Annotated in this window: 19 protein-coding genes; 8 read left to right on the forward strand and 11 right to left on the reverse strand. The window is 33.9% G+C overall.

What is annotated here, in order from left to right; translation table 11 throughout:
• The first annotated feature begins 136 nt into the window (after positions 1–136).
• On the forward strand, positions 137–2,047 hold the full coding sequence (acs, locus tag AC51AA_RS03230; protein WP_500704306.1) for an acetate--CoA ligase: 1,911 nt from the start codon (positions 137–139) through the stop codon (positions 2,045–2,047).
• Between the two features lie 72 nt (positions 2,048–2,119).
• Here acs and AC51AA_RS03235 read toward each other — a convergent pair whose 3' ends face one another.
• The 3 genes from AC51AA_RS03235 to AC51AA_RS03245 all read right to left on the reverse strand — a co-directional run bounded on the left by AC51AA_RS03235 (position 2,120) and on the right by AC51AA_RS03245 (position 5,427).
• Complete coding sequence (locus tag AC51AA_RS03235) at positions 2,120–2,716, reverse strand: 3'-5' exonuclease (protein ID WP_500704307.1); 597 nt, start codon at positions 2,714–2,716, stop codon at positions 2,120–2,122.
• Between the two features lie 2 nt (positions 2,717–2,718).
• Complete coding sequence (locus AC51AA_RS03240) at positions 2,719–4,635, reverse strand: DUF294 nucleotidyltransferase-like domain-containing protein (RefSeq protein ID WP_500704308.1); 1,917 nt, start codon at positions 4,633–4,635, stop codon at positions 2,719–2,721.
• Between the two features lie 372 nt (positions 4,636–5,007).
• Entirely contained in the window at positions 5,008–5,427 is a 420-nt protein-coding gene (locus AC51AA_RS03245; RefSeq protein WP_500704309.1) for a hypothetical protein, read from the reverse strand.
• Positions 5,428–5,579: 152 nt separating this feature from the next.
• On the opposite strand from AC51AA_RS03245, the gene AC51AA_RS03250 reads away from it, so the two are divergent.
• Both AC51AA_RS03250 and AC51AA_RS03255 read left to right on the forward strand, forming a co-directional pair.
• Complete coding sequence (locus AC51AA_RS03250) at positions 5,580–6,809, forward strand: multidrug effflux MFS transporter (RefSeq protein WP_500704310.1); 1,230 nt, start codon at positions 5,580–5,582, stop codon at positions 6,807–6,809.
• 158 nt (positions 6,810–6,967) lie between these two features.
• Positions 6,968–7,240, forward strand: a complete 273-nt coding sequence (locus AC51AA_RS03255; RefSeq protein WP_500704311.1) for a DUF4242 domain-containing protein — start codon at positions 6,968–6,970, stop codon at positions 7,238–7,240.
• Positions 7,241–7,281: 41 nt separating this feature from the next.
• On the opposite strand, the gene AC51AA_RS03260 is transcribed toward AC51AA_RS03255, so the two are convergent.
• The 4 genes from AC51AA_RS03260 to AC51AA_RS03275 all read right to left on the reverse strand — a co-directional run bounded on the left by AC51AA_RS03260 (position 7,282) and on the right by AC51AA_RS03275 (position 12,337).
• Positions 7,282–8,541, reverse strand: a complete 1,260-nt coding sequence (locus AC51AA_RS03260; protein WP_500704312.1) for an NAD(P)/FAD-dependent oxidoreductase — start codon at positions 8,539–8,541, stop codon at positions 7,282–7,284.
• A gap of 86 nt (positions 8,542–8,627) precedes the next feature.
• The gene (locus tag AC51AA_RS03265; protein ID WP_500704313.1) at positions 8,628–9,962 is read right to left on the reverse strand and encodes a DEAD/DEAH box helicase; all 1,335 of its coding nucleotides are present in this window, start codon (positions 9,960–9,962) and stop codon (positions 8,628–8,630) included.
• Positions 9,963–10,156: 194 nt separating this feature from the next.
• Entirely contained in the window at positions 10,157–11,695 is a 1,539-nt protein-coding gene (locus AC51AA_RS03270; RefSeq protein WP_500704314.1) for a DEAD/DEAH box helicase, read from the reverse strand.
• 108 nt (positions 11,696–11,803) lie between these two features.
• Complete coding sequence (locus AC51AA_RS03275; protein WP_500704315.1) at positions 11,804–12,337, reverse strand: DUF6155 family protein; 534 nt, start codon at positions 12,335–12,337, stop codon at positions 11,804–11,806.
• 104 nt (positions 12,338–12,441) lie between these two features.
• Between AC51AA_RS03275 and AC51AA_RS03280 the strand changes: the two genes are divergently transcribed.
• Positions 12,442–12,729 (forward strand): DUF3817 domain-containing protein, encoded by a 288-nt coding sequence (locus tag AC51AA_RS03280; protein ID WP_500704316.1) that lies wholly within the window; start codon positions 12,442–12,444, stop codon positions 12,727–12,729.
• Positions 12,722–13,978 carry a mechanosensitive ion channel family protein gene (locus tag AC51AA_RS03285; RefSeq protein ID WP_500704317.1) on the forward strand — a complete coding sequence of 419 codons (1,257 nt, stop codon included), beginning with the start codon at positions 12,722–12,724 and terminating at the stop codon, positions 13,976–13,978. Before AC51AA_RS03280 ends, AC51AA_RS03285 begins: the two co-directional genes overlap by 8 nt.
• 93 nt (positions 13,979–14,071) lie before the next feature.
• Here AC51AA_RS03285 and AC51AA_RS03290 read toward each other — a convergent pair whose 3' ends face one another.
• Together AC51AA_RS03290 and AC51AA_RS03295 are read right to left on the reverse strand one after the other, a co-directional pair.
• A complete protein-coding gene (locus AC51AA_RS03290) occupies positions 14,072–14,497 on the reverse strand; it encodes a hypothetical protein (protein ID WP_500704318.1) in 426 nt (141 codons plus the stop codon).
• A 68-nt stretch (positions 14,498–14,565) separates the two neighbouring features.
• Positions 14,566–14,949 (reverse strand): acyl-CoA thioesterase, encoded by a 384-nt coding sequence (locus tag AC51AA_RS03295; RefSeq protein WP_500704319.1) that lies wholly within the window; start codon positions 14,947–14,949, stop codon positions 14,566–14,568.
• Between the two features lie 69 nt (positions 14,950–15,018).
• Here AC51AA_RS03295 and AC51AA_RS03300 point away from each other — a divergent pair, with 69 nt between their 5' ends.
• The 3 genes from AC51AA_RS03300 (at position 15,019) to AC51AA_RS03310 (ending at position 18,266) form a co-directional block, all read left to right on the forward strand.
• Positions 15,019–15,426 (forward strand): glyoxalase, encoded by a 408-nt coding sequence (locus AC51AA_RS03300; protein ID WP_500704320.1) that lies wholly within the window; start codon positions 15,019–15,021, stop codon positions 15,424–15,426.
• A 215-nt stretch (positions 15,427–15,641) separates the two neighbouring features.
• Positions 15,642–16,559 carry a bestrophin family protein gene (locus AC51AA_RS03305; protein ID WP_500704321.1) on the forward strand — a complete coding sequence of 306 codons (918 nt, stop codon included), beginning with the start codon at positions 15,642–15,644 and terminating at the stop codon, positions 16,557–16,559.
• 439 nt (positions 16,560–16,998) lie between these two features.
• Positions 16,999–18,266, forward strand: a protein-coding gene (locus AC51AA_RS03310; protein WP_500704322.1) for an IS3 family transposase whose coding sequence is annotated in 2 segments (ribosomal slippage) — positions 16,999–17,338 and positions 17,338–18,266 — 1,269 coding nt in all. Because the reading frame shifts where the segments join, the coding sequence is not laid out codon by codon here.
• A gap of 173 nt (positions 18,267–18,439) precedes the next feature.
• On the opposite strand, the gene AC51AA_RS03315 is transcribed toward AC51AA_RS03310, so the two are convergent.
• Complete coding sequence (locus tag AC51AA_RS03315; protein ID WP_500704323.1) at positions 18,440–19,054, reverse strand: ATPase; 615 nt, start codon at positions 19,052–19,054, stop codon at positions 18,440–18,442.
• Between the two features lie 288 nt (positions 19,055–19,342).
• The gene (locus AC51AA_RS03320) at positions 19,343–21,085 is read right to left on the reverse strand and encodes a DUF885 domain-containing protein (RefSeq protein ID WP_500704324.1); all 1,743 of its coding nucleotides are present in this window, start codon (positions 21,083–21,085) and stop codon (positions 19,343–19,345) included.
• Positions 21,086–21,122 lie beyond the last annotated feature (37 nt).

Below are 21,122 nucleotides of genomic sequence, written 5' to 3' on the forward strand. Positions count from 1 at the left end.
ATATAAAAATTTATATTAAATACATTAAAAGATAATATTTTATTTATTATGTGTTTTTTTTTGGTAAAATTTATGAATTAAATAATTTCAAGAATACGATGAGATTTAATACATTTATAGAAAAATTCAACAAACTATGAGTTATTATAAAATTGAAAATTTAGAACAATATTTTAAACATTACAATAAGTCAATAAGAGAACCAAGAAAATTTTGGGGAAAAATAGCTGAAGAAAATTTTACTTGGTACCAACAGTGGGAAAAAGTAGTTGATTTTAATATGGCAGAAGCAGAAGTAAAGTGGTTTACTGAAGCAAAAGTTAACATTACCAAAAATTGCATTGATAGACATTTAAGCAAAAGAGGAGAGAAAACGGCAATCATTTTTGAGCCAAACGAACCTTCTGAAAGCGCACTACATATTACATATAACGAATTGTACGAAAGAGTTTCTAGAATGTCGAATGTTTTGCGTGAGCAAGGTGTTCGAAAAGGAGACCGTGTTTGTATTTATTTGCCAATGATTCCTGAATTAGCGGTTGCTGTTTTGGCTTGTGCCAGAATAGGAGCAATTCACTCGGTTGTTTTTGCAGGATTTTCAGCTTCTGCTGTTGCTGCTAGAATTAACGATTGTGAGTGTAAAATGGTGATTACTTCTGATGGAGGTTATAGAGGAAACAAAACAATTGATCTAAAAGGAATTGTTGATGAAGCCTTAGATACTTGTCCTACTGTTTCTACAGTTTTGGTGGTAAAAAGAACTAAAACTGAAATCAAAATGAAAGAAGGTCGCGATGTTTGGTTGCAACCCTTGTTAGACGCAGCATTAGATAATAGTGTGGCTGAAATCATGGACGCTGAAGATCCTTTGTTTATTTTGTATACTTCAGGATCTACAGGAAAACCAAAAGGAATGGTTCACACTACCGCAGGGTATATGGTGTATACCGCTTATACTTTTAAAAATGTATTTAATCACGAAGAAAATGATATTTTCTGGTGTACAGCTGATATTGGTTGGATTACAGGTCACTCTTATATTTTATACGGACCACTATTAAATGGTGGAACTACTGTGATTTTTGAAGGAGTACCATCATATCCAGATTTCAGCCGTTTTTGGGAAGTTATTGAAAAACACAAGATTACGCAATTCTATACAGCGCCAACAGCGATTCGTTCATTGGCAAAAGAAAGTTTAGATTATGTTCAAAAATACCCTCTAAAATCACTTAAGGTTATCGGGTCGGTTGGAGAACCAATCAATGAAGAAGCATGGCACTGGTTTAATGACCATGTAGGGGATAAGAGATGTCCAGTTGTGGATACTTGGTGGCAAACGGAAACAGGTGGAATTATGCTTTCACCGATTGCTTTTGTAACACCAACAAAACCAACCTATGCGACTTTACCACTTCCTGGAATTCAGCCTGTTTTAATGGATGAAAAACGCAATGAAATTGAAGGAAATCAAGTAGTAGGTAGTTTGTGTATTAAATTTCCGTGGCCAGGAATTGCCAGAACGATTTGGGGAGATCACCAAAGATATAAAGACACTTATTTCTCTGCTTTTCCAGGTAAATATTTTACAGGAGATGGTGCATTAAGAGATGAAGTAGGTTATTACAGAATTACCGGTAGAGTGGATGATGTGGTGATTGTTTCTGGACACAATCTAGGAACGGCTCCAATAGAAGATGCTATCAATGAGCATCCTGCAGTAGCAGAATCGGCTATCGTTGGATTCCCGCATCCGATCAAAGGAAATGCTTTATATGGTTTTGTAATTTTGAAAGAAACAGGAGAATATAGAGATAGAACTAATTTAAGTAAAGAAATCAATCAACATATTTCAGATCACATTGGACCAATTGCTAAGTTGGATAAAATTCAGTTTGTTTCTGGTTTGCCAAAAACACGTTCTGGAAAAATCATGCGTAGAATTTTACGTAAGATAGCTGAAGGAGATTTTTCTAATTTTGGAGACACTTCAACTTTGTTGAATCCTGAAGTTGTCGAAGTGATTATGAACGAAAGAATTTCTTAATTCAGATACTAGTTAAAAACAAAATGCCTCTTAAATTTTTAAGAGGCATTTTTATTTCTATCGAAAAGGATTTTATTTGATTCCTAACCTTGATTTTAGTTTTAAAAACAAAAGTGAAATTCTATAAGCATCCTCAGAGGAAGAATTTCTGTCGCTTTTTGGGATTTTATAAATTTCACATAAATCGTCTAGTGAAAACTGTTTGTCATTGATATCCGTTAATTTTCTATACATGACATCAACGTCTAAGGCTTCATTTTTTAATCGACCACAATCAAGACGTTCTAATGCGGCATTCAACATTTCGATATCAAAATTAATATGGTGACCAATTAAAACCGCATTACCTAAAAAATTCACAAACGCTTCTATGGCATTTGGTTCGGGCATTTTTACCATTTTACTCTCAATGATGAATTCATTGGAAAGTCCGTTATCGTGTAAAAATTTGTATTGCAATAAAACAGCTTCAAAACTCTCTTTAATAACAATGCTGTCTTCAATTACTGAAAAAGCACCCAACGACAGGATTACATCCTTGTTGGGATTTAAGCCAGAAGTCTCTGTAGATAAAATTACGAATCTATTGGGTTTTGTTTCGAATTTATTAAGGTAGTCTTTCCAAAACTCCGGATACTCTTTATTAATATTTTTGAGCCAGTCTAGCATATTTACGAGAATTGGGTGAGTTGAAATTTACTCTTAATTAATTCCTCAAGGTCTTTCATTGGGGTTAAAGCATTTTTTAATTTCTCACGATCAGTTTTTGACATTTCAGTAATGTTGATATACTGTCCTGAGTCATCATTCTTTAAACCTTCAACAGTTCTGAATTTTGATAAAGTTAAAAAAGCTTCCGCACAACTTAAGTATATTTCAGCGTTTTTAGAGTCTGTAATGGCTAATTGTTTGAATCGTAAATTGGTGTTTTTTATTCCTTTGATGTTGGCATTCAAAATCAGTAATCTTGCAGCGTCAATTAAAGGCATTAAAGCGCGCGTTTTGATGTCAAACTTTGTTTTATGAGGACCTTCTTCTTCAACGATGAATTTTTTGAAGAAACTTAAAGGTGAATTCTTTTTCAAGGCATCATTGCCTAAAAAATCAAAAAACAAAGTATTGTTAACGGCATTTTTGAAAATAACATTTTCTATAACTTCTTCAATTTTAGGCTCTCCAAAAATGATCTCATAATCAAAGAAAATGCTGCTTAAGTCATTGCTGTTCTCACCTGGAGTATTCATCCAGCTGTTGTATTGTTTGGTCCAGTCAGTTAGTGATTTACACCAAAGCATATTGCTTCCCATATGTCCGTTTGGACAAAGCTCATATCCTACTTTTTCCAATATAGAAGTGGTTCTTTTGGCTAATCTTAAAAAATAATCTTTTACTTCTCTGTATTTTTCAGGTGTGACATCTTCAAAAATTAAGATGCTATCTTGATCAGTTAATAAAAGTTGTTCTTTACGTCCTTGACTACCAATACTTAACCAAGCAAATCGAGCAGGGGGTGAGCCTAGGTCTAAAATAGATAATTCGACAGCACGCTTAATAATGGCTAGGTTGATTTCACTAGCGATATTGCCAATATGTGATATTGGAATGTTTTTCTGAATCGAATTTTGGATTAAATCCGACAAGCGATCTCTGATCTGTTTTAAGTCCTTAGGAAGTTGTGAGCGCTTAATTTCTTTTATTAAAACACCAGGGTTACTAGCTTGAGCAACAATTAGATCATGCTCGGAAATAATTCCTTTAACAGCAGATTTATTGGTACCATCTTTAGTTACACATAGGTGCGTTACATTGTGTTTTAACATTAGCAATTGCGCCTCTGCCAAAGATACATTTTCAATAACAGTAACCACAGGAGACGACATGATTTTATCTATCGTTTCTGTGATTGGAAAACGTCCAGTGGCTATTTTTGATGATAAGTCAGCGTGAGTGACAATACCAATAGGGTTATTTTTTGCGCATACAATAATATTGTCTACCATGGAATCAGTCATTAACAGCGCAACATCTTTTACGATTTTATCTGCCTCAGTAGTCAATGGTGAATTGTTGTAGCTTAGTGATTGTATGTATTGCATTTCTGATTGCTGATCGACATAAAAGTCGTTATCAGTAAGCATTTTTCCATTAGAGCCGACATTGTCTTTTGTATGTCTTGAATTGGTTGCAAAACTCTCCAACAAAAAGTTCAAAACATCAGAATTATTAGCAACAAACGGTCTGAAAACAGCGATTGGAATAGCATAAATGATACTTTCTTCACGCGCTTTGGCCGTCATCATGTAATTGTTCTTTGCGAAAAAAGGTCTCAAACCAAAAATATCACCTTCGTGGCATTTGTTGATGATCGTTTCTTCTGCATCAGCAATAGTGGTTAAATTGATAACCCCAGAGGCTACCACATAAAAACTATCATGAAGCATGTCATTGTTTTGAAATAGCACAGTGTGTTTCTCTAAATTGATAACACGAATGTTTGTAGCTATGTCAGATAATTCCTGAAAAGTTAAATTATCAAATGGCGGGTATTCTTTTAAAAAATCGGCTATATGCTCAGCAATTGTATTCATACGTTTGATAATTTTTTTAAAGTATCGATTGTAAAAATAATAAAATAAAGTCGTACAATGAAAGCATCTTTATTAGAATCTGATTATTTTGTGGAAATGCAAAATTTTATGAAATTAAAGGCTTTTAATTGTCTTTTTTCCATTTTCTAGGCGGCATAATGCGTTTAAATACTTTTTCACCAACGACGACATTCGTTTTTTAAGCTAAAAAGCAATGAATGAGTAGGTTCTAAAATATTCTATTTTACATAATATAAATTATGTGTCAAAATATATACATTATTAAGGTAGGTTTAAGTTGACTTTTTGATACCTTTTCGGAATAAAAAAAAAGCATCACGATTTGTGATGCTTTTCCTTTAATTCTTTATTTTATTTTAATTTTTTCAAATAAACAGATTTACCGTTTAGCATCACGCTAATTTCTTTGTTTTTTTCTGAAAAAGTGGTTCTTAGTGCATTTCCTTTGAAAACCGTAATGTCTCCGTAAACTTTTCCAGTTTCATCAGAAACGTATTCATACAATACTTTTTTATTATCAGGTTCAATGCCCAGTTTATAACTTGAAAATTTTGTTCCAGTTAAATTAAATTCTTGCTGAGTGTCGATAATTTTGTCATCAGCGTAAAAATTAGTTACCGTTTTATTTAAAGTGATGTCTGGATAATATTTATTGACTTTTTTAAGAAGTTCATATTGCTCGATGCTGGCTTCTTCTTTTTTTGAGGTAATGGTTTGAGCAAATGTTGCTGTGGTAAAAATAACCGATAATACTAAGATGTACTTTTTCATAATTCAATAATTTAAGATTAGTGTTTTTAAATGTTTGTCAGAATTCAATGAATGCGTAATCCATCATGGCCTTTGTTAAAAAGACTATTAATAGTACAACAAGATATGAAATCTTTACCTTTGCAGAAAATTAAAAGCACTTTTTTAAGAAAATGACAACAAAAAAATATATTAAGCTAATTCTGATTTTAGGTTCATTAACAGCACTTGGCCCTTTTTCTATTGATATGTATTTGCCTGGTTTCTCGGGTATTGCTAAAGATTTACACACTACAGTTGCCAAAGTTTCGATGAGTTTATCGAGTTATTTTATTGGAATTTCAGCTGGACAATTACTTTATGGACCACTATTGGATCGTTTTGGAAGAAAAAAACCTTTGTTTATAGGTTTGATGGTATACATTTTAGCATCTTTAGGATGTGTTTATGTTGCTGATATAGATTCTTTTATCTTCTTGCGTTTTGTTCAGGCTGTGGGTAGCTGCGCTGCAACAGTGGCTTCTGTGGCCATGGTAAGGGACTTGTTTCCGGTAAAAGATATTCCCAAAGTATTTTCTTTATTAATGCTTGTTGTGGGGCTTTCACCAATGCTAGCGCCGACAATTGGAGGTTATGTTACTGAAGATTATGGTTGGCATATGGTTTTTTTAATTCTGATGTGTATGGGGATTTTAATTTTAATCGCTTCACAAGTTGGTTTGCCTAATACGTACAAACCGGATACCTCTATATCCTTAAAACCAAGACCGATCATTTTGAATTTTCTAAAAGTGCTTAAAGAGCCTCAGTTCTATACTTATGCCTTTACAGGTGCTGTAGCTTTCTCTGGTTTGTTTTCGTACGTAGCAGCCTCCCCTATCGTTTTTATGGATATTTATCATGTGGATGCTAAAACTTACGGTTGGATTTTTGCTTTTATGTCTCTTAGTTTTATTGGTTCAAGTCAGTTGAATAATATCTTATTAAAGAAATATACGAGTGAACAGATGATTTTCGGAGCGTTAATTTCGCAATCCTTTATTAGTATTGTCTTTTTAATACTCTCACTTAATAATCTATTGGGCTTATATGAAACAATTGGTATGTTGTTTTTATTCTTGGCATGTTTGGGTATTTCTAATCCTAATACTGCAGGACTAACCATGGCACCTTTTGCGAAAAATACAGGAAGTGCTTCGGCTTTAATGGGGGCTATTCAACTAGGTTTAGGAGCTTTGGCTTCATTTGCTGTTGGGGTTTTTGTTAAAGATACTGTAGCACCAATGGTGGCTATTATGTGTACAACCACTATTGTGGCTTTTATTATTTTAAATGTAGGAAGACGTTCTATCAAAGAAAAAGTGGAAGTTGGTTCGGGTGATGATGTAATGATTGGACATTAATACATTAGTGTATCTCGTTAAAAATCAATTAATAACGTTTTTAGTATTCTTTATTTTATTAATTTTATAGTGTTTAAAAGAGATGGAATCCAGAGACCATTTGAAAAACGGGGCGAAACTGAAAAGCCACACGAGTAGGAAATAAATACTTATGTATTATGCCGAAGTATGTTATTGAAAGAGAAATCCCAAATTTAGGTGAACTGACAGCGGATCAATTAAAAGGTGTTTCGCAGGCTTCCTGTGGTGTACTGAATCAATTGGGGACACAAATTCAATGGTTAAATAGTTATGTTACCAAAGATAAATTGTACTGTGTCTACATTGCACCAAATGAAGAAATGGTTTATGAACATGCTAAATTGGGTGGTTTTCCAGCCAATTCAGTAAGTCAGGTTTTAGGGACTATAGATCCTACAACCGCTGAATAATAATGATAGTTAAAGTAAAAAAGAGCCAATTGGCTCTTTTTTTATTGTCTTTTATTGGGTCTGATAATCATTCTCAGTGATTGATCTCTGGCGAAATAAGCCACCATCCAGTTGTAGAAAGTGTTTAGTCTATTGCGGTACGTGATCAAAGAGATTAAATGTATAAACAGCCAAATGATCCAAGCAAAAAATCCTTTAAAATGCCATTTGGGACTTGGTAAATCCACTACAGCCTTGTTCTTTCCAATAATTGCCATAGAGCCTTTATCGTTGTAAACAAAGGGTTTTAGGTCTTTGTTTTGAACCCTTGCTTTAAAGTTCTTAGCCAAATTCACTCCCTGTTGAATAGCTACTTGAGCCACTTGTGGGTGCCCATCAGGAAAGTGTGGGTCACCAGCTAAGATGGCTGTATCACCAATAGCATAGATGTTTTCAAAGTCGTTTACTTTGTTAAAAGCATCTGTAGCCATACGTTTTCCACGTCCATAACTTGTTTGAGGTATTCCTTCAAAAGCTTTGGCGGAAACCCCTGCGGCCCAAATAAGATTTTTCGTTTTGATGGTTTCACCATTGGCAAAATGTACGGTATCGTCTATGTAGTCTGTAACGCGGGTGTGTAGTTTAACTACAACCCCTAATTGTGTAAGTGCTTCTAGTGTATCTTCTTGTGAAGCTTTACTCATCGGAGAGAGTAGTGCGTCTCCCCCATCAACTAAATAAATATTACTGGCGGTTGTGTCTAATTCAGGGTATTCCTTAAGTAGAATATTTTTTCTCATTTCGGCAAACATACCCGAAACCTCTACTCCTGTTGGTCCTCCACCCGCCACGACTATAGTCAACAATTTACGGCGCTTTCTAATGTCTTTCGTTATGGAGGCTTTTTCGAGATTTTTGAGTAGGGTATTTCGCATTTCGATGGCATCATTTAAGGTTTTCATCGGAATGGCGTTTTTCATTACGTTTTCCATGCCAAAGTAGCTGGTTTCAGCGCCAGTGGCAAAGACCAAATGATCATAGGGTAATTCTCCATTGCTGAGGATTACTTTATTTTCCGCGGGCACTACAGAGAGTAGTTCTCCCAAGCGAAATTGCAGGTTTTTTTTACCTGCAAAAAACTTTCTGAAAGGATAACTGATACTAGAGGGTTCTAGAAATGCAGTGGCTACCTGATATATAAGTGGTGGGAAAAAATTATAATTATTCTTATCTACAAGGGTGACTTGAATTTGAGGATGGTTTACAAGCTCTTTTGCTAGATTGATGCCTGCAAAACCACCTCCTATGATGACTATTTTCATATAGCGTTGTTTATAGGTATGTCTTATTTAAAATAAATACCTTATAAAAGTACAACATTAATGTTCAAAGTCAAAAGTTGAAATAATTACTTTTTGAATTTTTTAACAGGTTTTTCCGTTACTTCAACTTTGTTCTGTAAAACGTAATTGGCTAATAATTTTTCGATTAATTCCTCTTTGGTAAGATGATGAAAAACAGTTTTAACTTTTGTCTTTAAGTCAGTTGAAATATCGTGATTGGGTTTTGTTTTGAAGATTTGTTTCGCCCATAAAAGTGTATTGTTTTCTTCTAAACTCGCTACAGTAGGTTTTTTAAATTCAGTAAATTTTAATCCTAATTCTCTTTCAAATTCAGGAATTTCTGCTACTTCTTCTTGTTGTAAAACCGTCAATGAAAGTCCTTTCGCCCCTGCCCTAGCCGTTCTTCCACTACGGTGAACGTAAGTTTCATAAGCGTCCGGTAAGTGGTAATTTATTACGTAAGAAATTTCTTTAACATCTATTCCTCTAGCGGCTAAATCAGTCGCTACTAGAATATTGATATGACCCTCACGAAACTGCTCCATGATTCTATCTCTAATTCCCTGAGATAAACTTCCGTGGATGGCTCCTGAAGAAAAGCGGTTTATGGCTAGATTTTTAGCTAATTTGTTGACTGCTGCTTTTGTTTTGCAGAAAATAATACCGCGTTCACCGTCTCTTGAATTTAAAAAATGCATTAAAACATCTAGTTTTTCAATTGCATCCACCACGATGTATTCGTGATCAATTCCTTGGTTACCAACTGTTTCCATATTGGCGCTCACTTGAACTACATTTTTATTTAAGTAATTCTGAATCAACTGCTTGATTGTTCCTGGCAAAGTAGCAGAGAACAATAAAGTACGGTGTTTTTTAGGAAGTTCAGCTACGATTTCATCTAAGCTTTCTTTTAGAATCGACACCATTTCATCGGCTTCGTCTAATACTAAAAACTGTGTTTGTTTTAAGTCAATTGCCTTGCGTTGTAATAAATCAATTAAACGTCCTGGAGTAGCTACCACGATATGTGTTGGAGCGCTAAGGCGTTCAATTTGTGGTTTTATTGGAATTCCTCCGCAAGTTGCTGCAATAGAAATGTTAGGAATGTGTTTTCCAAAATCTTCTAAACTTCGAAAAATTTGATGACCTAATTCTCTAGTGGGAACTAAAATAATGGCTTGTACAACTGGTGATGTAGTATCAATCAATTGTAATAATGGCAATCCGAAAGCGGCTGTTTTACCGGTCCCTGTTTTGGCTAAACCAACAAAATCATGGGTTTCAGTTAAAAGTAATGGAATTGTTTTTTGTTGAATTTCTGTTGGTTCAACAATGTTCAATTCGCTTAACGCTTTTAAAATTGGTGCTGAAATTCCTAATTCTGAGAATTGTTTAGACATTGTTTTTTATTTTATGTTGTACAGCTCTTATTTAGTGCTGTATGTTGTTTTGTTAAAATGGTTCTTAGCGACCCATTAAGTTTATTGAAATACTATATTTCAACGTTGCTGCTTTGCTTATAACTAACTTACTCTTTGTTCAAGCTTTAGACTTGGACAAAGAGCAAGTAATTTTTGAAACCATTTTAAGATAATCAATCTGGTTCATTCATGATTTTCTCACGATATTTTTTACCGATCAATAAAACCATTTTTAATTTATAGTCGTCAATTAACCATTCACGGTAGTTTTTACTACACTGGCTCAAACATTTTGCATAACGTTTGATACGGCAATCAATATCATCGTCTAGTTCTTTTCCTAACGATTTTGCTTCTTGCAAGGTTTCTGTATTGTCGACACACATCGATGCATGTTGTTCAAGTGACTTATCTAAAACTACTTTCGAACGTAAATTTTGTTTGATAATAAGTTTGTGTTCTTCATCAACATCAAAAGTAACGTCAGCAGTTTTACTGAATTTCGCACGTAATTCGGGCGGCATGCTGTATTTAAAGTACAATTCGATTTCGGTATCATCACGAAGATTCTCGAGATAGAATTCAGGTGATTTAAAGATGTGTTGCCAGTTAACAGGCTCGCTCCACAAACCAAAACGTGCTGCATTATTACCTAAATCAATCACAGTAAACTCGTCTTTACCAGGTAATTTACGAGAACCACGACCAATCATTTGGTAGTATAAAGTTAACGATTTTGTTGCTCTGTTTAAGATAATCGTTTCCACTGTTGGTTCGTCAAAACCAGTGGTTAAGATTCCTACAGAAGTTAAGATAGCATCTGGTGTTTTTTTGAACCAATGTAGAATGTCTTTTCGCTCTTCTGCACTGCTGGTATTATCTAAGTGTCTAATGTCATAACCTGCTTCTCTAAAGGTTTCATATACATACAATGACGTATGGATACCGTTGTTGAAGATTAAGGTCTTTTTACCCAAAGAACGCTCGGTATAGGCATGCAATAATTTTTCTTGCATGATGGTGTTGGTATACAAATCATCAGATGATTTAACGGTATAATCACCATTAATACCTACCTTTAAAGAGGTTAAACCTACGTCATAACTATAGGTAGTGGCTCTAGCCAAGAAACCTTGAGCAATCAATGAACTAATGGTATCACCCACTATAAGTTCATCGTAGCTTTGGTGCATGGGTAATTTTATATTTGAACTCAAAGGTGTTGCTGTTACTCCAAGAATAAAAGCGTTTTTGAATGAGTTTAATAATTTACGGAATGAATTGTAATGTGCCTCATCAATAATCACTAAACCAATATTGTCTAGATGCAGTTTTTCATCATTAATACGGTTTTTTAAAGTTTCTACCATCGCCACAAAACAAGAGTACTCATTTTGATCTGGAAGTTCCTTTACCTTACTATTGATGATTTTATTGGTAACGCCAAACCCTTTTAACATTTTTGAGGTTTGTTTACATAGTTCGATACGGTGTGTTAAAACCACCACTTTTTTATCGTTATTGGCTAAATAACGACGAACGATTTCAGAAAAGATAACGGTTTTTCCCCCTCCTGTTGGTAATTGGTACAATAAGTGATGTTTCTGAGGAGCATTGTCTAAACGCTCAAAAATGGCATCAATATCGCCCTTTTGGTATGCATAAAGTTCTTTTTTCTCTTCTCTTTCTATTTCTAAAGTGTTTTGAGACATTTTTGATTTTTGGATTTTTGCAAAAATACACCTAAAAAACAGTTATTCGTGTTATTTTAACCAAAAATAAATGATTTTTTTAAATAAGATTTTTTATGAGAAGTACTTTTAGAAGTCAATTTTGTCTGAAATTGCTTCGAATTCGTGCTTGTTTTTCCACTTTTGCTCGACTGTTTCTTCCTGAATGGTTTGTATGCGGCCTTTAAATTCGGACAAAAGGCCATTCGAAATAATAAAAGTGATGGCCTGCTCAAAGGAGTTCAGCATGCTCTTATAGAATAAATCTTGTTTAATATAATTTTGGGAGGAATAGGTTTGCGCTATTTCGATATTATATAACATTATATCAGCAATGACAAAAGGATCAACTCCCAACGAAAGGAAATGTTTAATGTATTTTTGAGCGACCGAACGACGCATTTTTGCCTTTGGTCGTGATTTGGTATTTTCCTTTTTGATAGGGAAATATTCGTGCGAGATTTTGATTTTAGCCTCCTGCAAGAGCTTGTCTTCTTTAGGATTAAAAACAAAATCGTAATACACTTTTACCGGACTAAATTTTTCATACAACTCAATAATTTGTTCTTCCAGTTGCGCTTTGTTTAAATCCCCTAAATATTTTTTTAAATCACGTTTACTCATTATCAAAGTTTAAGTACACAAAAGTAAATTACTTTCTTGATTCATACCTCAAAAACCAACGATATTACTTAATTTTGCCTCCATAAACTCAAAAAAATATATTCATGCTCAAGATTTTTAAAGTTACCGCAATTTTAGAAGGAATTTCTTATTTAGCTTTGTTTGCCAATATGTTTGTAATTAAAACGAATAATCCAGAGCTCTACCATACTATATTACGTCCGTTAGGAATGACGCACGGTGTCTTATTTATAGGATATGTGATTTTGGCTATCTTGCTTAGAAAATCTCAAAATTGGAATTTAAATACATTTGGAATTATCTTGATTGCTTCTCTAATTCCTTTTGGAACTTTTTATGTGGAGAAGAAATATTTAGAAAATAATGCATAAGCTTTTGGATAAAATATTCAACTTTTTATACCCTCTTTTTAGAGATTGGGGAATGAGTCGCAATTTTGCGTCTTATGCTAGTCTCATTTTTAATATTGTTATTTTAATCGCATTTGCTTACGGTATTTATTACTTAGCCAAGTTCGTTTTGGTTACGCTGACGGCTGTTTTTGCGCAACGGACCAAAACTAAATTTGACGATTATTTAATTCATAATAAAACAACCAAATACACTGCCTATTTAATTCCGTTTTTCTTTATTTATAAAGCTGTCCCTATTATCTTAGATAAATATGAGTACTGGGAAGCTATTTTTGGAAAAATAGTCGGGGTGTATATTGTTTTGATCAGTTTGTGGATCATTAGAACTATTTTTAATGCTTTACGAGATTACTTAAAGCAAAAACCAGAATACAGTGATAAACCTATTGATAGTTTCATTCAGGTAATCATGATTGTGCTTTGGATTTTTGGAATTGTCTTAATCATTTCTAAATTGTTTGGAATAGAAAAAGGCGAATTACTGACCATTTTAGGAACGTTATCGGCTATTATTATCTTGATTTTTAGAGATACAATTTTAGGATTTGTATCCAGTGTTCAGGTAGCGATAAATGATATGGTTCGTATTGGCGACTGGATTACCATGGAGAAATTCGGTGCCGATGGAGATGTGATTGAAATCAATTTAACCACCGTTAAAGTGCGGAATTTTGACAATACCATTACCACGATTCCTACTTACGCCTTAAGTTCCGATTCATTTCAGAACTGGCGTGGTATGCAGAAATCGGACGGAAGACGTATCAAAAGACATATTTTGATCAAAAGCAGCAGTATTCGTTTTTTGAATAATGATGATTTAAATCATATGAAAAGGGTACAATTGATCAGTTCTTATATTGAAAGCAGACAGGCTGAGATTGAGAAATACAATGGTGTTCACGACATAGATAAAAGTCTATCGCTTAACGGACGCAACATGACCAATTTAGGCTTGTTTAGAAAATACATCATTCAATATTTAGTAACGCATCCAGGTTTGAATAAAGATATGCACATGATGTGTCGTCAATTGCAGTCTACTGCACATGGAGTTCCCTTGGAAATTTATGCTTTTTCTAGTGATAAACGTTGGGCGAATTACGAATACATTATGGCTGATATTTTTGACCATATCATGGCTTCTGTCATCTATTTTGATTTGGAAATCTTTGAATTACCTTCTCAAATTGGAAAATTAGATTAGGTTTCAGATTTCAAGTGTATAGTTTGGGCAATTAAACTGCTAGTAGTAGTGGTAGCACCTACTGTAAACTTGAAATCTGAAACTTTTTTTTTACTATTTTTTCACTTCTTCAAAAACAAACTTTGTTTTATCGTAATCAATAGTACCTGGCATAAAACAAGGTAAATTCATATAGGTTCCTACTACCCCATTTCCTAGGAATAGTTTGTTTTCTTTTTCTAACAAAGCCAAAGGGATTCTTTTCCAACTACCGCCATTTGAAATATAATGGTAATCTCCTCTTAGGGTATTTCCTTTTATATCTCCTCTTACATCACCGGAATCTTTTCCGATCTTATAATACGCTATTTCGTAGCGACCATAGAAACGTTTATCGTTTCTGTTGATCACAAGTGTTGCGGTATCTTTATTATGTACAGCACGATAATAAACCTGATTATATTGGTTTTTTTCGTCTTTCGAATGACAAGAAACAAGAAGAAGCAGTACTAAAGCAAGCGGTAGTATTTTTTGAGTCATTGGTTTGTTATTTTGTTTTTCTAAAGGGCACTACTGTACGCATTTTTAGCATTGAGGATAGGATGACTTTAGAGACGGTTTTTAACGTATTCAATTTGTGTTTTTCCGTGGGCTTTCGGTTTTCCGTCTTCTCCTAAATTAACCATGGTCACGTGATCAATGGTAATGATGGTTTCTCGGGTCATCATATTTCTCACGGCACATTTTAAAACCAGTGAAGTAGTACCAAATTTTACGACATCAAGTCCAATTTCTATAATATCTCCTTGTCTTGCGGAGCTTTTGAAATTGATTTCCGACAGGTGTTTGGTCACTACTCTAGGATTTTCTAGTTGAATGATGGTATATAAGGCAAGCTCTTCATCGATCCAAGCCAATAATTTTCCGCCAAATAAAGTTCCGTTTGGATTTAAATCTTCGGGTTTTACCCACTTTCTAGTGTGAAATCGCATATTTTTATTTTATATAAACAAATGTAGGTTTTTCGTACGGGATTTTTTTTTAAATTTAAAAGAAAAACCATGGAAGATAGAGACCAATTTTTAGCAGAGTTTAGAGGCGGAATTTTAGGCACGGTTAACGCTCAATCTTCAGCAGATGAGCTGTTCCAAAATCAAACCATCAGGCCTATTTTGAAACTCCAAAATGATTTATTTATTGCTGTTTTTCTTAACTACATCAATAAAAATAAAGCTGACTTTTATTCCTATACGGTTGAAAAGAAAATGCAAACTATTGAGAACTCCATTCAAAAAGATATCAAGTTCCGAAATTCTCTCAAAGGAATTATTATGGGGCTTTTTACCCTTGAGGAATACACCATCTACATTCAAAATTCATCGAGTTTAAATAAGAGGATGATGAATCTGCTTATTGATCGTTTAAAAAGTCAGGTTCAACTATTTGAAATGCAATCCAATTCTAATTGATTTTAGAATGAAAAAGCACGATTTAATACTAAGGTGGGTTGCTGCAGAGCTACTTGCCTTAGTTTTCTTGAGTATGATTCTTAGTTGGGCTACTAAATTAAGCTTACTGTTCGGTGCGCTATCTTGAAAATCAATTGAGTATCACCAGTTGTGTTCGCCATTGATTTTTTTCTACTTTTTAAGTACTTTTATGGGGTATTATTTTATTAGTTCATATGATTATAAAAGAAAAGAATAATTGGTTTAAGATGCTTTTTGAATGGAAAGGTTCCGTTTTACCACAACTTTTGCCAAGACTGTCGTTATTATTGCTTTTTTCGCTATTGGTAGTCTATTTTAGACCATATCTATTGCAATACGATCTACACATCAATCCCGCTATCTTTACCTTATTCGGAATAGCATTGGCGATCTTTTTGGGTTTCCGCAATAGCGTGAGTTACGATAGGTTCTGGGAGAGCAGAAAACTTTGGGGCGCATTGCTCAATGATACACGATCTTTAGCTAGGCAGTGTTTAACACTAATCCCTGATAAAGACTATGAAGTCCAGCGTGTGAACTTCATTAATTTGTTGATTGCCTTTGTATATGCCTTAAAACACCAACTGAGGAAGACCAATTCGGATCAGGATATGGAACGCCTGCTTTCAAAAGAGCTTAAAGCAACTCTTGAGCAGGTCCATTATAAACCGATCATTATTTTGAAGGAATTAGGAATTTGGGTGCAAAACGCAAAATCTGAAGGTAAAATTGACAGTGTCACTCAGTTGGCTTTTGAAGAGAATTTGAATAAACTCTCCGATATAGTAGGTGGATGTGAACGAATTGCCGGTACACCAATCCCTTATACTTACAGTGTGTTATTACACCGAACGGTTTATATCTATTGTTTTTTATTGACTTTTGGTTTTGTAGAAACCATGGGATGGATTACCCCATTTATCATCGTTTTTATAGCCTATACTTTTGTAGCCTTGGAGGCTATAGCGGATGAATTAGAAAAACCATTTGGACTACAACCTAATGCGTTGGCTTTAGATGCGATGTCAGTGATGATTGAAAATACACTTTTGGAATTAAACGGTAAAAAAATAAGTCCACTAGTTCCTCCTGCAGATTATTATATTACTTAAAGTTTAATTTTTTTGTCTCAAAGGAACTACGGCTGGATCAATAAAACGTAGAGGGTTATCGAAAGCATAGTTGTATGGACTAAATCTTCTCATTTTTCCGCCATCGGGTATATGTTCATCCAACGACAGATCGCAGGGTCATAATTAAGGTCTTCTTAGTCGTAAAAGTTCAGCACCAGCTTGTCTTAGATATCTTTGCCATTGTACTTATACTTATAGGGTTCTGTAAACCTTTTTTATATAAAATAACTCCTTGCTAAAAATCTCAATATAAAGAACGTCCAGTTGTATTTCCCTGTAGTACGAAAGTAGATTTAGTTCGGTTATTTTTCTAATAAAATAATCTGCTTATTTTTGCCCACAAAAAAAGCCCTCAGAAATGAGGGCTTTTTTTGTTATTGCCTTGTCCTAAAAAAAGTTGACTATAATTAAGTTAATTATGTCAACAGAAAAGAAAGGTCTAAAAAGACCGTTACCTCCACAAACTTTCAGTGAAGTCTTTAAAAGGCTAGTTATAAAAGAATTTGAACAGGGTTTATCTACTAAAGCAGAACTTCGCAGAAGGTATAATATCCGTGGACATGCTTGTATTGATAGATGGTTAAAAAAATATGGTAAATTTACCTATCATAACAAGTTAACCCGTGGAAGACCTATGAAAGACCCTCAATCTCAACGCATCAAGGAACTAGAAGCACAAGTGGCTATAAAAGAGCAGGAATTATTGGTTTATAAAAAGTTTGTAGAAATAGCTGAACGTGAGCTGAAAATAGAAATTGTAAAAAAGTCTGGTTCCAAGCAGTCCAAGAAATAGGTCATATTTACAGAATTAGTCCTGGTAAAATATGCCGATTGTTTGGTTATAGTAAACAAGCCTATTACAAACGAAAAGCGCATGAGGAAAAGTCCAGTATTAATAAAGAACATCTTAAATCTTTGGTACTATCCATACGTCAAAAACTACCAAAAACGGGAAGCAAAAAGCTTTACTTTATGCTAAAAGATGATCTTAAGAGATATGAGATAAAAATAGGCAGGGATAAATTAATTAATTTTTTAAGAGAAGAATATTTATTAGTTCCTAAAGCTAGGAGGTATTATAAGACCACTAATTCTAGACATTGGATGCGTAAATATCCGAATTTAATTAAAGAAATTAAGCTTAGTGCACCAGAACAAGTTTGGGTAGCAGATATTACATATCTAAGAATTAAAGATAAAACATATTACCTGCATTTAATAACTGATGCATATTCTAAGAAAATTGTAGGTTATTGTTTAGCGGATAATTTAATGGCATCTTCTACATTGGAAGCGTTAAAAATGGCTGTTAGTAATAGAAAATACAGTGAGAATCTTATACATCATTCAGATAGAGGACTTCAATATTGCAGTAATGAGTATACCCAATATTTAACTCAAAACAATATTCTTATAAGCATGACGCAAAGCTATGACCCTTATGAAAATGCAATCGCAGAAAGGGTCAATGGAATTTTAAAAGAAGAGTTCGGGCTATTCGAAATCTTTGAAAATTTTGAGAACCTAAAGAAACAAGTCGAAGAATCTATTTTAAACTACAATCAAATTAGAGTGCATTTATCTATAAATATGTTAACTCCAAATCAGGCACATTTACAAAATCAAATCAAACTAAAAAGTTGGAAAAAAATAAATCGGAACAAAACTAATTCTATTCCGATTTAGCTAATTTTACATTACTAATCAGTCAACTATTTTCAGGACTAGACATATTGAAATAATATTTTATAAAGAACTAGCTTTAATTCTTACGATTTTACCGTCCTTCATGACAACTAAATCACTGTTAGTTTTCTTTTTAGACTCAATCAATTTTTCATAAACTTTATCCATTGCGTCTATAATCTTCTTCTGAGTCGGTGTTGTTGTGTGTTCTCCCATGATTCATTATTTTTGAGTTTATCGAACTTGATTTTATGTATAACTTCAATATCGTTACCTAACGTTTTTTGTGCAATCAATTCAGCCTTGCCAGCTGTATTATCAAAAATCAATGCCTCATTAACTATCGGCAAATATATATCAAATAAATTTGTAATTCCATTTTTATACCGTCGCTTAATAACATCGGTTTCAATATTATGCCCACCATCCTGAACCCGGAGCTTAACCCTCTCAATAGCCAGGTCAACATTATTCAGCCAGAAAAACAAAAGTACAACTTTATAATCTTTTTGCTGAGCTGTAATAACTTTCTGTTTATAGCTTTTCGTTGCTAAAGTTGTTTCAAAGGCAAACACTTCGTTATTCGCTAATAATTCATTTATTCTGTGAAGCATTATTCTGCCCGCTTCAAAAGCTACCTCTTCAGGCTGAAATGGCGAAAGCCCTTTGGCTATTTCATCAGCATTTACAAACTCCTTACAATTTAATATTTCAGGAAGTATTGTAAACGAAGCAGTTGTTTTACCCGCTCCATTGCAACCTGCGATTATATAAAGATTTTTACTCATTACTACAAAGATAAGAAATTTCAAATTTAATAAATACTATTTTTAGAAACTTGGAAAATAACGATTATTCATCTCCCGTTGGTGTGAACGATGTCTTAAACCAAAAGGATAGTAATTGTTTTCTTACGTGACTTAAAGAACGTGTATTCTACGGCTTTTAATTTAAGTAAAACACATTATAGGCATAATCGTCTCCAGATTTAGTAAAATTATTAAATATTTTGAAGGCAAAAAAAAGCGCATTAAGTCCTAAGATTTAATACGCTTTATAATTATAAGAAAGAATAGTTACTCTTTAGACAACATCAATTCTTTGATGTATTTCACTGGAGCACTTCCAAAACTTAGGAATTTTTCATGAAATTGTTTCAAGTTGAATTTAGCGCCTTCCTGTTTTTTAAGCTCTTCTCTTAAGTTGTAAATTTCAGTATAGCCTGTGAAATACGAACATAATTGCACCTGTGATAAAGTAACACGTTTCCATTTCCCATCGGCTTCCGCTTGTTGTTGAAAAGCTTCTCTTGTCAATAGTGTTAGTGCTGCTTCTTTAGACATCTCCTTAGTGTGAACACTAATGTCTAGGATCGTATTACAAGTGGCTCTTAAATTCCATTTATAGTACATTAACCACATTTCATCAGAGTTTTTATAACCACTTTCCAACATCATTTTCTCAGCATAAACAGCCCAGCCTTCTACCATAGCACCGTTTCCTAGGATTGATTTAATGATACTTGGTGATTGATTGCTGTATACCAATTGGGTATAATGTCCAGGTACTGCTTCGTGGATGTTTAGGATTTGAAGAATGTAATCGTTGTATTCTCGTAAATAACTCTCAGCATTTTCGGCAGTCCAACCTGCCATACTTCCTACGTTATAGTACGTATTAGCGTTTTTATCATATGGTCCTGGTGCAGAAATAGACGCACCAGCAACACCGGCCATATAGGCAGGTTCTTTGCGAACCACTAATGGTTTTGAGGGATCAATATATAGTAAATCTTTAGCTTTTACATAAGCGGTTAACTCTGGAATTTGTTTTTCAATTTCAGATTGAAATTTCTCAGGAGTGGTATGTTGCAAAGAAATTTTATCGATTACTTGTTTGATTAAATCAAGTTTGTCAGTTGGTTTAGAGGCATTTCCTTTGTACTTGGTCCAAAGTTTATCCGCTAATACAAACATTTTATCGTGCAAGTCCTTTTTGTGATCTACAGCAATTTTAAAAATTTCATCGGCTGTATAGCTAGATTGTATATCAAAATTGAATTTTTTAGCATATAAAGCAGATCCTAATCGGAAAGAACGAGGCGTTTTATTAGGTAAAGCTTTCAGCCAAGCTGCATAGTCAGCGATAGTTTTGGTGGCCACTGCAGCTCTATCGAGCATTTGTTTTTTCTCAGTAGCAGTAAGTTTACTTTTCTCTAATGCGGCTTTTAAATCGGCATCAAAAACAGTAGAACCGCCTAAGTTCTGAGCAATGGCCAATTCGGTGTGTTCAATAGTAGGGTTTTTGATGTTCTTTTTAGCGGCTTGATAATAAGCTGGAATGGCGCTCATTTTGGCATTAAAGGCACGTAAACGAACTTCTAAAGTTTCGTATTTTCCATTCAAAATTTCTGAGAAAGCCCCGCATACATTGTATTCTGCAGGATTCCATTCTCCTGATTTCATTTCCTTGATGCTGAAAATGGTACCTTCTAGTTGGTTTTTAATCAAATGAAAGTCCGTCTTGTTATTGTCGGATAAATTTTCAACGTCAAATTGTTTTAAAGAATCGAGTTGCGCTTGAATAAATTCAAGTTGTTTTTTTTCTTCATTAGGATTTGGAATGGATAAGATACTATCGTATTTATGATAGCCCACTCCAGAAGCCCAACCTGGATTAATTTTCCATAAAGAGGTTACAAAGCCATCTTTGTAGTGGTCAAATTTACCGTCTAAGGCTTTATCTTCGTTATACTTAGTACTTTTATTACAAGAAAAAAGTAAGCTAATCGCAAAAACCGAAACAAATAGTTTTTTCATAAGTTGATTTTTTTATGGTTTAAAGATAAAAAAAATG

The sequence above is a fragment of the Flavobacterium sp. OHVDL-2026-0007 genome (assembly GCF_059882335.1).